The organism is Thioalkalivibrio sulfidiphilus, assembly GCF_000377945.1.
In the GTDB taxonomy this organism is placed as follows: domain Bacteria; phylum Pseudomonadota; class Gammaproteobacteria; order Ectothiorhodospirales; family Ectothiorhodospiraceae; genus Thioalkalivibrio_A; species Thioalkalivibrio_A sulfidiphilus_A.
Genome location: NZ_KB898975.1, coordinates 1 through 11,600 on the forward strand (window position 1 = coordinate 1; position 11,600 = coordinate 11,600).

Sequence of the window (11,600 nt, forward strand, 5' to 3'; positions counted from 1 at the left end):
CAGCATGAACACACGGCCGTTTTTTTCGGCGCCTGAGGGTGATCACTCGGGCGTACCGATCACCGAAAACACCCTTGAGCGTCGCCCCGGCCGAGAAGCCCGGCAGCGAAAACAGTTCACGCACTGTGCGGGGAGATTTCATGTCATGATCCTGTCAGCCAAACGGAACCACTTTGGGCACGGCCTCGATGGCCGCAAGACACCGGGATTATGCGGGTCCGGGGCACTTTATGCCCATCAAACCACCCACACGATTCCGCGATGACCCCAATGAATAAATCGCCACCATGAGAGGAGAAACCACCATGAAAATGATCCGTTCCCTGCTGGCCGGTGCCGTGATCCTCGGCGCCGGTGCCGTTGCCGTTGCCCAGGCCGATGCCCCGGTGACTGTGGACATTAAGCGCCTGTCCCTGGAGATGGCCAACCGCATCGCCCTGGCCACCATCGAGGCCTGCCGCGCCGAGGGCGTGAATGTTGCCGTGACCGTGGTGGATCGCGGCGGGCATCCCCAGGTGGTGATGCGCGACACCCTGGCCATGGACCTGACGCTGGAGATCTCCAGGCAGAAGGCCTACACCGCCATGTCCTTCAACGCGCCCCTGTCCCAGATGGAAGACCGCTTCACCCGGCCCTTCTCGGTAGGCAAGGTGCAGGGCATTGTGTTCTCCGCCGGAGGCCTGCCCATCCACGCGGCCGGTTCCATCGTGGGTGGCGTGGGTGTCAGCGGTGCGCCCAGTGGCGAACTGGACGAGAAGTGTGCCGCGGCGGGACTCGAGGCGGTGCAGATCGATCTCGATATGGGATAGGAGAGCGCTAGAGACAAGATGCAAGAGACAAGTGGCAAGAAAACCCTCTTGTCTCTTGCATCTAGCCACTTGTCTCTAGTGCCTTTTTTCACCGTAAATTCATGATTGCTTGATCTTTTTGTAACCTCCCCAATACAGACTCCGCGAAACCACTGCCGAGGGTCTGTCCATGGGAACGCTTCGCTGCCGCAGTGTTTTCATCTCCGATGTGCATCTTGGCACCCGCGAGTGCCGCGCCGATTACCTGCTGGATTTCCTCAACAGCGTCCGCTGTGAACATCTCTACCTGGTGGGTGACATCTTCGACCTCTGGAGCATGCGCCGCTCCGTGTACTGGACCGCGGACCAGTCCGCGGTGCTGCAGCGCATCCTGCACATGGCGCGCAGCGGTACCCGGGTCACCTATATCCCCGGCAATCATGATGAGCTGTTCCGAGACTTCGCAGGCAGTGAGTTCCACGGCGTTCAGGTGCGTCTCAATGCCGAGCACGTAAGCGCCGACGGGCGGCGCTTCTTCGTCAGTCATGGTGATGAGTTCGACGGCGATGTGCGCCACAACGCCCTGCTCAAGGCGGTGGGAGACGGTGCCTACCAGATGCTGCTCAAGGGCAACCGCGTCTACAACGCCTGGCGCCGCCGCCGGGGGCATGGCTACTGGTCCCTGTCCGCATGGCTCAAAACCCGGGTGGGCAACGCCCGGGCCTACATCCGCAAGTTCGAGGAGGCCGCCGCCCGGGAGGCGCTGCGCAAAGGCTTTGACGGCTACATCTGCGGCCACATCCACAAGGCCGGCATCGAGCGCATCGACGGCGTGCTCTACTGCAACGACGGTGACTGGGTGGAACACTGCACCACCCTGGTGGAGGACTTCAGCGGCACGATGCAGTTGCTGCACTGGTCCGACCACTGCCGGGTGGAGGCCAGTGACGGCGCAGTGGAGGTGCTGGTCCCGGACCTGCTGGGCGTGCTGGTAGGCGCGGACAAGAAGGCGGCGTAGGTTGGGGTGAGCGTTGCTCACCCGCAACGTGCGGAGTCCAGGATTACGACGACGTTGGGGTTCGTACCTCACCCCAACCTACGCACTGACCCAAATCTGCCGCAGAGGCGCAAAGACGCGGAGAAAAGGAACGCTTGGACAGGATTGAGCGGGCGAACAAGCTTATTCGAATAGCTTGTTCCACGATTCCCCGAATCATGTAAATCCTGTCGATTACTTTCCGCGTGTCTTTTCGCCCTCCGCATGATCAGCCAAGGCCTGGCTGCATCCCGGACGATTCACGGGTCCGACGAAGTGGCTTTCGTTCCCAATTCCCAATTCACCCTTCCCACTTCAAGACAGGCACTCCACCAGGCTCTGCGCCAGGTTGCGCAGCAGCGCCTCATAGCCCTCCGGACCGGACGGCAGGTCCGCACCCAGGGGATCCAGCACGCCGGTGCGTGCCTGGGTGCCCTCGATCACCGTGGCCACGATGGCGGGGCGGAACTGGGGTTCGCTGAACACGCACAGGGCCTCGGACTGGCCGACCCGCTGGCGGATCTCCTGGATGCGCCGCGCACCGGGGGCCCGGGACGGGTCCACGGTGATGGAGCCGGCGGGGGTCAGGCCGTAGTGGCGCTCGAAGTACTGGTAGGCGTCGTGGAACACGATGAAGGGCGCCTCGCGCACCGGCGCCAGCCGGGCGCGCAGTTCCTCGTCCAACTGCTCCAGCCGGGCCAGCATGCGATCCCGGTTGGCCTCGTAGGCCGCCGCGTTGTCCGAGTCAAGCTCCGCGAGCACGCCGGCTACGTGGGTCACGATGCGTCGCGCGTTTTCCGGCGACAGCCAGACATGGGCGTCGTGGGCACCGTGATGATGGTGACCGCTGTGGTGATGGTGGTCATGCTCGTGCCTGTGATCATGCCCATGGCTGTGACCGTGGTTGTGTTCGTGGCCATGATCATGCACATCCCAAATACCCCCCTCCCGGACAGGATGAAGGACCAGTTCAACATCTTCTATAAGGGTGATACGGTGGATCCCCGGATTGAGCCCAGCCAGCGGGCGCTGCAGGAAGGTTTCCAGTTCCGGTCCAACCCAGATCACCACCCGGGCCTGCTGCAGGGCGCGCATCTCTGACGGGCGCAGGGCATAGTCATGGGGGGAGGCGCCGCCGGGCACCAGCAGCACCGGTTCCGTCACGCCTTCGGTCACGCCCGTGACCAGGTCGTGGACCGGTTTGATGCTCACCACCACCTGCGGCGCGGCCTGGGCGCTGCCGAGTAGCAGGGCGAACAGCGTCAGGACAGCCAGGAAAAGGCCCGGGTGAAATGTCAGTTTCCTCTGGCGGATGGCAGGCATGGCGCGGTACTCTCAGGGATCGGAATGTGATGTAATAATATAACATTTGCCCTTTGTGTCCAGCCCTCCAGGACACGCATCGCCCATGACCTCAGTGACCCGTTCCAGTGCCCACGATCACACCCCCCTGGTAGCCGCCCGGGGCGTGGGCCTGACTCTAGGCGGTCGTCAGATCCTTCATGGCGTGGATCTCGGTGTGGAGCGCGGACGTATCGTCACCCTGATTGGCCCCAACGGTGCCGGCAAGACCTCCCTGGTGCGCATCCTGCTGGGCCTGTTGCCTGCGACCGAGGGGGAGGTGATCCGCACCCCGGGGCTGAAACTGGGCTACATGCCCCAGCGGGTGCTGGTGGACGAGGTTCTGCCCATCACCGTGGGTCGCTTCCTCACCCTGGGCGGGCGGGCCAGCCGGGCACACCAGCGGGAGGTGCTGCGGGAGGTGGGTGTGGAACACCTGCTGGATCAGCCCATCCAGTCGGTCTCCGGCGGCGAGATGCAACGGGTGCTGCTGGCCCGCGCGCTGATGCGCAGGCCGGACCTGCTGGTGCTGGACGAGCCCGCCCAGGGCGTGGACGTGGCCGGGCAGGGCGAGGTATTCCGGCTCATCGCCCGCCTGCGCGACCGCTACGGCTGCGGCGTGCTGATGGTCTCCCACGAACTGCACCTGGTGATGGAGGCCGCCGACTCCGTGGTCTGCCTCAACCAGCACGTCTGCTGCACCGGCCGCCCCGAGGCGGTGAGCCGACACCCGGAATACCTCAAGCTGTTCGGCGACCCCGCCGAGGCCCGGGGCCTGGCCATCTACACCCACGCCCACGACCACCACCACGACCTGCACGGCTGCGTGATCGAGAACGAAAGTCAGGAGAAAACCCCATGACGCCGCCTTGCCACTTGCCACTTGCCACTTGCCACTGCCTTTAAATGGACGACTTCATCCTCAGAGCCCTCATGGGCGGCATCGCGGTGGCCCTGGTGGCGGGGCCCTTGGGCTCCTTCGTGGTGTGGCGGCGCATGGCCTATTTCGGAGACACCCTAGCGCACTCGGCGCTCTTGGGCGTGGCCTTGGGATTCCTGCTGGGCATCAGCCTGAACCTCACGGTGATCGCCCTGTGCACTGCGCTCGCCGTGCTGCTGGTGCTGCTGCAGCGTCAGCGCCGGCTGGCCAGCGACACCCTGCTGGGCATCCTCGCCCACAGCACCCTGTCCCTGGGCCTGGTCTCGGTGGCCTTCCTGGAGGGCGTGCGCATCGACCTGATGGGTTACCTGTTCGGCGACATCCTGGCGGTGAGCCAGGGGGATCTGCTGTGGATCTTCGGCGGCGGCGCGCTGGCGCTGATCCTGCTCATGATCCTCTGGCGTCCCTTGCTGGCCATGACCGTGCACGAGGACCTGGCCCGGGTGGAGGGCGTGCCGGTGATGTGGGTGAGCCTGGGCTTCATGTTGCTCATCGCCCTGGTGATCGCCGTGGCCATGAAGGTGGTGGGCATCCTGCTGATCACCTCGCTGATGATCATCCCCGCCGCCACCGCCCGGCGCTTGGCAGCCACGCCGGAGCAGATGGCGATCTATGCCGGCGTGCTGGGCTCACTGGCGGTGGTGGGTGGCGTGATGGGTTCGCTCACCTGGGACACGCCCACGGGGCCGTCCATCGTGGTGGCTGCGGCGGCCTTGTTCGCGGTGATCTACCTGATCCCGGGGCGGCGGTTTCGGCGGGCGGGCTGATCAGGGCGGATGACTCGCCGCAGAGGTGCAGAGGCGCAGAGGCGCAGAGAAAGAATAAGGATCTGACAGGATTTACATGATTAACAGGATTGAAAAAACTTGGACGGGCTTTCTTTAAAAATCATGCTAATCATGTAAATCCTGTAAAAAGCCTTTTTTCGGGGTTCCTCTGCGCCCCCGCGCCTCTACGGCGAAAGTGCGCTTTTATCCCCGATCTCGCTCCAGGGTGATGAAGGCATAACCATAAGCATTCTTCTCGTCCGGCCCGTGCGCCTCGCGGCTGATCTCCCGCCACGCATCCCCGATCTCCGGAAACCAGGTATCCCCCTCGAAGGCATGATTGATCTGCGTGAGATACAGCCGGTCGGCCAGCGGCAGGGTGTCCACGAACAGCTTGGCGCCGCCGATCACGAACAGCTCAGGCGCATCCCCCGCGGCCGCGATCCCTTCCTCGATGGAATGCACCACGATGGCCCCCTCGGCCCGGTAGTCGGGATCACGGGTGATGACGATGCTGGTACGCCCGGGCAGGGGGCGTCCGATGGACTCCCAGGTCTTGCGGCCCATGAGCATGGGCGCGCCCATGGTGGTGCGCTTGAAGAAGGCGAGATCCGCGGGCAGGTGCCAGGGGAGCTGGTTGTTGCGGCCGATGAGACGGTTTCGGTCGACGGCGACGATGAGGGAGAGTTTCATCATAGTGGCAAGTCTCAAGTGGCATTGGAGCAGTGGCTAGTGGCAAGTGGCTAGTGGCAAGGGGAAACCACCCTCACCCCAACCCTCTCCCTGAGGGAGAGGGGGGAAGACCGGTTTTGACCTTCCTTGCCACTAGCCACTTGAGACTTGCCACTTATATTGCTACCGGCGCCTTGATGTGCGGATGCGCCTGGTAACCCTCCAGGGTGAAGTCCTCGTACTTGAAGTCGAACAGGGACTTCACCTCGGGGTTGAGATGCATCTTCGGCAGGGGGTAGGGCTCGCGGGAGAGCTGTTCCCTCGCCTGCTCCAGGTGATTGGAGTACAGGTGCACGTCGCCGAAGGTGTGCACGAAGTCGCCGGGCTCAAGGTCCGTCACCTGCGCGACCATGAGGGTGAGCAGGGCGTAGGAGGCGATGTTGAAGGGCACGCCCAGGAAGACATCCGCGCTGCGCTGGTAGAGCTGGCAGGAGAGCCGGCCGTCGGCCACGTAGAACTGGAAGAAGGTGTGGCAGGGGGCCAGCGCCATGCGTCCGGCCCGGGCGTTGTCCTTGGGCGAGATGCCCTCGTCGGGCAGATCCGCCACGTTCCAGGCGCTGACGATCAGGCGCCGGGAGTCGGGGCGGGTGCGGATCTGTTCCACCACCTGGCTGATCTGGTCGATGTGGCGCCCGTCGGGGGTGGGCCAGGCGCGCCACTGCTTGCCGTACACCGGGCCCAGTTCGCCGTCCTCGGTGGCCCACTCGTCCCAGATGCGCACGCCGTTGTCCTTGAGATAGGCGATGTTGGTCTCGCCGCGCAAAAACCACAGCAGCTCGTGGATGATGGATTTCAGGTGCAGCTTCTTGGTGGTCACCAGGGGAAAGCCCTTCGACAGGTCGAAGCGCATCTGGTGGCCGAACAGGGAGCGGGTGCCGGTGCCGGTGCGGTCGGATTTCACCGTGCCGTGTTCCAGCAGCTGGCGCATGAGATCGAGATAGGGGGTCATGGCGTCGGAATCAGGCGGTTGCGTATTTCTGGCGATTGTACGCCCAGGCCATCATCACGATGCCGGCCAGGATCATGGGCAGGGTCAACAGCTGCCCCATGGTCAGCCAGCCGAAGGCGAGGTAGCCGATGTGGGCGTCAGGCAGGCGCACGAACTCCACCAGAAAACGGAACACGCCGTAGCCGATCAGGAACAGACCGGAGACGGCGGCCACCGGCCGCTGGTGCCGGGAGAACAGCCACAGGATGGTGAACAGGGCCAGGCCCTCCAGGGCCGCCTGGTAGAGCTGGGACGGGTGGCGGGGCAGCATATCGGCGGCGGGGAAGATCATCGCCCAGGGCAGGTCCGTGGGTTTGCCCCAAAGCTCGCCGTTGATCCAGTTGCCGATGCGTCCGGTGCCGAGCCCGATGCAGGCCAGAGGCGCGATGAAGTCGGTGATCTCAAAGAAGCGGGCGTTGACCTTGCGTGCATACAGCCAGGAGGCCACCAGGGCGCCGATCAGGCCGCCGTGGAAGCTCATGCCCCCCTGCCAGACCCGCAGGAGCATGGCCGGGTCCGCCAGCCAGGCGTCGAAGTTGTAGAACAGGATGTAGCCCAGGCGACCGCCCACGATGATGCCGATCACCCCGTAGAACAGCATGTCGCCCACCTGCTCCGGCTTCACCGGGCTCCAGGGCTTGCGGGCGTGGATGCGGCCCACCCACCAGAAGCCGGCGAAGCCCACCAGGTACATCAGGCCGTACCAGTGGATGCTCAGGGGGCCGAGGCTGATGGCGACCGGGTCGATGAAGGGATGCGTGGGATACATGGGGAAATCGAAGTTGAAAATTCAATATTCAAGATTCAAAGGCTGGGGCAGAGGATAACCCAAACCAACTCTTTGAATCTTGAACTTTGAATCTTGAATTCTGGATCATGCCTGCACCGCCCGGCACAACACCGCCTTGAGATAGGCGGTCTCCGGCATCGCCGGGTGGATGGGGTGGTCGGGCGCCTGGCCGCCCCGGGCCAGGATCTGCAGGCTGCGGTCCACGTGGCGGGCGGCGCCCCAGAGCTGGGCCTCCAGGGAGGCGGCCTCCATGTGCTGGGAACAGGAGCAGGCGATCAGCAGGCCATCTTTGGCCATCACCTGCATGGCCATCTGGTTCAGGCGCCGGTAGGCGGCGGTGCCTTCCTTGGCGTCCTTGCGGCGCTTGATGAAGGCGGGCGGGTCGGTGATCACCACGTCGAAGCGGGCCTGGTCCTCGCGCAGTTGTTTCAGCACCTCGAAGGCATCCCCCTTCACGCCGCTCACCCGGTCCCCGACCCCGTTCTCGGCGGCGTTGGCGGCCACGCTCTCCAGGGCATCATGGGAGGCATCCACGCAGGTCACCGACTCGGCGCCATGGAGTGCCGCCTGCACGCCCCAGGCGCCCACGTAGCTGAACAGGTCCAGAACCCTCATGCCTTTCGAGACCCGCGCCAGCCAGGCCCGGTTGTCCCGCTGGTCGAAGAACCAGCCGGTCTTCTGGCCTGAGAGGAGTGGCGCGTGAAAGCGGGCGCCGTGCTCCGTGAGGGTGACGGTCTCGGGCACCACACCCAGGGCCGGTTTCACGTACAGGTCCAGCCCCTCCAGTTCCCGCACCGGGCTGTCGTTGCGCCACAGCACGGCTTTGGGATGCACGGCCTTGTGCAGCGCCTCGAGAATGGCGTCCTGCATGACCTCCATGCCCGCGGTGGTGACCTGGGCCACCAGCACGTCGCCGTAGCGGTCCACCACCAGTCCCGGCAGGCCGTCGCTCTCGCCGTAGGCCAGCCGGTAATAGGGCTCTGTGAACAGGCGCTCGCGCAGTGACAGGGCCACCTTGAGCCGGTGCACCAGCAGGGAGGCGCTGAACGGGTGTGCCTTGTCCCGGCTCACCAGCCGCGCGCAGATCAGGGACTGGGGATTGGCATAGCCGGTACCGATGGCCTTGCCGCGATGATCCTCGATCAGCACCGGCTGCCCCGGCGTCAGGTCCTTGATGGGCGTGGCGGCGATGTCCACCTCGTTGCTGAACACCCAGGCATGGCCCGAGAGCAGGCGGCGTTCCTCGTTCTTTCTCAGGCGCAGGGGGGTGTAATCGAGGGTATCCATGGGGCGGTTCCGGTGTCGTCGTGCGGCTGGGCAGTATAGCGCGCGGGGCATTCCCGTTGGTGGGTGGGGTTACGGGACCTTGCCGGTTCACGGGGGTATAGTTCGATTTGCAACATCTGCCGCAGAGACGCGGAGGCGCAGAGAAGATCTTTGACAGGATTTACATGATGAACATGATTTTTAAAGAAAGCCCGTCCAGGTTTTTTCAATCCTGTTCATCATGTAAATCCTGTCAGATCCTTATTCTTTCTCTGCGTCTCCGCGTCTCTGCGACAATCCTTTCCGAAGTCCAAGCCCGGTGAACCCGCCCATGCCAGAGCAGACAAGCAACCGCCTAGCGAACGAGACCAGTCCCTACCTGCTGCAGCATGTGGACAATCCCGTGGACTGGTATCCCTGGGGTCCCGAGGCACTGGAGAAGGCCAAGCGCGAGGACAAGCCGATCCTGCTGTCCATCGGTTACTCCGCCTGCCACTGGTGCCACGTCATGGCCCACGAGTCCTTCGAGGATCCGGCCACCGCCCAGGTGATGAACCGGTTGTATGTGAACATCAAGGTGGACCGGGAGGAGCGGCCGGACCTGGACAAGATCTACCAGACGGCGCACTTCATGCTCAGCCAGCGCAGCGGCGGCTGGCCGCTCACCATGTTCCTGACCCCGGACCAGGTGCCGTTTTTCGGTGGGACCTATTTCCCGGATGCGCCGCGCCACGGGCTGCCGGCGTTCCGTGATCTGCTGGAGCGCATCGCCGGCTTCTACCACGAACGGCGCGACGAGATCGAACGCCAGAACGCATCACTGCAGAGCGCGCTCACCGGGCTGTTCTCGCCGCGGGGCCATGATCCGCTCAACAGCGCGGTGCTGGACACGGTGCGTTCCGCCATCGCCCAGCAGTTCGACGAGCGAGACGGCGGTTTCGGCACGCCGCCCAAGTTTCCCCATCCCTCCACCCTGGAGCGGCTGCTGCGCCACTATGCACAGACCGGCGATGAGCGCGCCCGCTACATGGCCTGCTTCACCCTGGAGAAGATGGCCCGGGGCGGCCTCAACGATCAGCTCGCCGGTGGCTTCTGCCGCTACTCCACGGACGGGCAGTGGATGATCCCCCACTTCGAGAAGATGCTCTACGACAACGGCCCGCTGCTGGCCCTCTACGCGCAGGCCTATGCCGCCACCGGTGATGCCTACTTCGCCGACGTGGCCGGGCGTACCGCCGCCTGGGCCGTGCAGACCATGCAGTCACCCGAGGGCGGCTTCTACTCCGCCCTGGACGCCGACTCCGAAGGCGAGGAGGGGCGCTATTACGTGTGGTCGCCGGAGGAGGTGCGCAAGCTGGTGCCGGAGGAGGTCTTCCCGGTGTTCGCCCGGGTCTACGGTCTCGACCGAGGGCCCAACTTCGAGGGTCGGTGGCACCTGCACACCTTTGTCACCCCGGAACAACTGGCAAAGGAGACCGGCAGCGACGAGGCCGCGATAGAAGCCATGATCGAGGCCACCCGCGCGCCGCTGCTGGCGGCGCGCGCCAAGCGCGTGCCCCCCGGCCTGGACGACAAGATCCTCACCAGCTGGAACGCGCTCATGATCCGGGGGCTGGCCGTGGCGGCCCGGCACCTAGCCCGCATATCTCACCACCCTTCTACTGCGGCCGCCGATCTGCTCGCTGTGACGGGGCGTGCTCACTTCAGCCGGCTTGACGTAGTGTCGGCTACGCCGGCGCCGTCTTCCGCTCCGCGCGCCCCGTCACAGCGGCATCTCGACGCCCTCGCGACGAATGGTGGTGAGATATGCGGGCTAGGGCGCCGTGAATGGATCGACGCCGCAACCCGGGCGATGGATTTCATCCGCGCGAACCTGTGGCGCGACGGCCGGCTGCTGGCCACGTATAAGAACGGCAGCGCCCGCCTGCCCGCTTATCTCGACGACCACGCCTACCTGCTGGATGCCCTGCTGGAACTGCTGCAGGTGCGCTGGCGCACCGAGCACCTGGGCTTTGCCCGGGAGATCGCCGACATCCTGCTCAGCCACTTCGAGGACCGGGAGCAGGGCGGTTTCTTCTTTACTGCCGACGACCACGAGGCCCTGATCCAGCGCCCCAAGACCTTCGCCGACGAGGCCATGCCCTCCGGAAATGGTGTCGCCGCCCTGGCGCTCAACCGGCTCGGTCACCTGCTGGGTGAGCCCCGTTACGTCGAGGCCGCCGAACGCACCGTGCGCCTGGCCACCACCCTCATGGACCAGGCCCCCATGGCCCACGCCAGCCTGATCAGCGCCTTCGAGGAGCAGCTCTATCTGCCGAAGCTCGTCATCCTGCGCGGCGCGCCCGAGGCGATGGCCGCCTGGCACGGGCGTCTGCTGCGCGACTACGCCCCGCGCCGCCTGGTGTTCGCCATTCCCGCCGATGCCAGCGATCTGCCCGAGGCCTTAGCCGCTAAGGCGCCGAAGGGCGAAGCGGTGGCCTATGTCTGCACCGGCACCAGTTGCAGCGCGCCGGTGATGGATCTGGATGCGTTGCTGGAACAGCTGGGTTAAAGGCGGTTTGCCACAGAGGACACAGAGGTCACAGAGGCAGAGGAAAGATCAACGCTTGCTATGCGTGGGTCGGGCTTCAGCCCGACAGCCGAGGCTTCGAGAGGCACCGTTGTCGGGCTGAAGCCCGACCTTGTATGTTGAGCAGGTCTGGTTTGATAGGTTATCAGCCGGACACCGGGTAAGCCGTCCCGACCTGGAGGCAGCGTTTGTCTGACCTCGTACGTAGAGCGGCTCCCCGCCTCATTGCTGACTTCGTGGAGTATCCAAAAGCCAGCCAAGCTGGACTTTGCATTACAAGGTCGAAGCCGCAAAAAGCGCGAGGTCGGGGAACCGGTGCTTATTGTGACTCAACCACCCCCCGAATGGGAAAGGACCGATGATGACTGTGATAGGTATCGACA

The 11,600-nt window shown here is 64.6% G+C and carries 10 protein-coding genes; 5 read left to right on the forward strand and 5 right to left on the reverse strand.

Annotation, left to right across the window (positions count from 1 at the left end):
* The first annotated feature begins 305 nt into the window (after positions 1 to 305).
* Both D580_RS0114525 and D580_RS0114530 read left to right on the forward strand, forming a co-directional pair.
* Complete coding sequence (locus D580_RS0114525) at positions 306 to 809, forward strand: GlcG/HbpS family heme-binding protein (protein ID WP_026290017.1); 504 nt, start codon at positions 306 to 308, stop codon at positions 807 to 809.
* Positions 810 to 978: 169 nt separating this feature from the next.
* Positions 979 to 1,806, forward strand: coding sequence for a UDP-2,3-diacylglucosamine diphosphatase (locus tag D580_RS0114530; RefSeq protein ID WP_026290018.1), 828 nt, complete (start codon positions 979 to 981; stop codon positions 1,804 to 1,806).
* A 333-nt stretch (positions 1,807 to 2,139) separates the two neighbouring features.
* Here the strand turns inward: D580_RS0114530 and znuA are convergent, their stop codons facing one another.
* Positions 2,140 to 3,147 (reverse strand): zinc ABC transporter substrate-binding protein ZnuA, encoded by a 1,008-nt coding sequence (gene znuA, locus D580_RS0114535; protein ID WP_018955090.1) that lies wholly within the window; start codon positions 3,145 to 3,147, stop codon positions 2,140 to 2,142.
* An 85-nt stretch (positions 3,148 to 3,232) separates the two neighbouring features.
* On the opposite strand from znuA, the gene D580_RS15740 reads away from it, so the two are divergent.
* Positions 3,233 to 4,027, forward strand: a complete 795-nt coding sequence (locus tag D580_RS15740; RefSeq protein WP_018955091.1) for an ATP-binding cassette domain-containing protein — start codon at positions 3,233 to 3,235, stop codon at positions 4,025 to 4,027.
* A 44-nt stretch (positions 4,028 to 4,071) separates the two neighbouring features.
* Positions 4,072 to 4,872, forward strand: a complete 801-nt coding sequence (gene znuB / locus D580_RS0114545) for a zinc ABC transporter permease subunit ZnuB (protein WP_018955092.1) — start codon at positions 4,072 to 4,074, stop codon at positions 4,870 to 4,872.
* A 204-nt stretch (positions 4,873 to 5,076) separates the two neighbouring features.
* Here the strand turns inward: znuB and folA are convergent, their stop codons facing one another.
* The 4 genes from folA to D580_RS0114565 all read right to left on the reverse strand — a co-directional run bounded on the left by folA (position 5,077) and on the right by D580_RS0114565 (position 8,669).
* The gene (gene folA / locus D580_RS0114550; protein WP_026290019.1) at positions 5,077 to 5,565 is read right to left on the reverse strand and encodes a type 3 dihydrofolate reductase; all 489 of its coding nucleotides are present in this window, start codon (positions 5,563 to 5,565) and stop codon (positions 5,077 to 5,079) included.
* Between the two features lie 154 nt (positions 5,566 to 5,719).
* Positions 5,720 to 6,553 carry a thymidylate synthase gene (locus D580_RS0114555; protein ID WP_018955094.1) on the reverse strand — a complete coding sequence of 278 codons (834 nt, stop codon included), beginning with the start codon at positions 6,551 to 6,553 and terminating at the stop codon, positions 5,720 to 5,722.
* A gap of 10 nt (positions 6,554 to 6,563) precedes the next feature.
* Positions 6,564 to 7,361, reverse strand: a complete 798-nt coding sequence (gene lgt / locus D580_RS0114560; protein WP_018955095.1) for a prolipoprotein diacylglyceryl transferase — start codon at positions 7,359 to 7,361, stop codon at positions 6,564 to 6,566.
* Positions 7,362 to 7,466: 105 nt separating this feature from the next.
* Positions 7,467 to 8,669, reverse strand: a complete 1,203-nt coding sequence (locus D580_RS0114565; protein ID WP_018955096.1) for a class I SAM-dependent rRNA methyltransferase — start codon at positions 8,667 to 8,669, stop codon at positions 7,467 to 7,469.
* Positions 8,670 to 8,979: 310 nt separating this feature from the next.
* Between D580_RS0114565 and D580_RS16910 the strand changes: the two genes are divergently transcribed.
* Positions 8,980 to 11,199: a thioredoxin domain-containing protein gene (locus tag D580_RS16910; protein ID WP_018955097.1), complete on the forward strand. Its 2,220-nt coding sequence runs from the start codon at positions 8,980 to 8,982 to the stop codon at positions 11,197 to 11,199.
* Positions 11,200 to 11,600: the final 401 nt, after the last annotated feature.

What these genes read in the sequence shown, in the direction of transcription:
- D580_RS0114555 (WP_018955094.1), bottom strand. Translation starts at nt 6,553, where the DNA reads ATGACCCCCTATCTCGATCTCATGCGCCAGCTGCTGGAACACGGCACG.
- D580_RS0114530 (WP_026290018.1), top strand. Translation starts at nt 979, where the DNA reads ATGGGAACGCTTCGCTGCCGCAGTGTTTTCATCTCCGATGTGCATCTT.
- znuA (WP_018955090.1), bottom strand. Translation starts at nt 3,147, where the DNA reads ATGCCTGCCATCCGCCAGAGGAAACTGACATTTCACCCGGGCCTTTTC.
- lgt (WP_018955095.1), bottom strand. Translation starts at nt 7,361, where the DNA reads ATGTATCCCACGCATCCCTTCATCGACCCGGTCGCCATCAGCCTCGGC.
- znuB (WP_018955092.1), top strand. Translation starts at nt 4,072, where the DNA reads ATGGACGACTTCATCCTCAGAGCCCTCATGGGCGGCATCGCGGTGGCC.
- folA (WP_026290019.1), bottom strand. Translation starts at nt 5,565, where the DNA reads ATGAAACTCTCCCTCATCGTCGCCGTCGACCGAAACCGTCTCATCGGC.
- D580_RS0114565 (WP_018955096.1), bottom strand. Translation starts at nt 8,669, where the DNA reads ATGGATACCCTCGATTACACCCCCCTGCGCCTGAGAAAGAACGAGGAA.
- D580_RS16910 (WP_018955097.1), top strand. Translation starts at nt 8,980, where the DNA reads ATGCCAGAGCAGACAAGCAACCGCCTAGCGAACGAGACCAGTCCCTAC.
- D580_RS0114525 (WP_026290017.1), top strand. Translation starts at nt 306, where the DNA reads ATGAAAATGATCCGTTCCCTGCTGGCCGGTGCCGTGATCCTCGGCGCC.
- D580_RS15740 (WP_018955091.1), top strand. Translation starts at nt 3,233, where the DNA reads ATGACCTCAGTGACCCGTTCCAGTGCCCACGATCACACCCCCCTGGTA.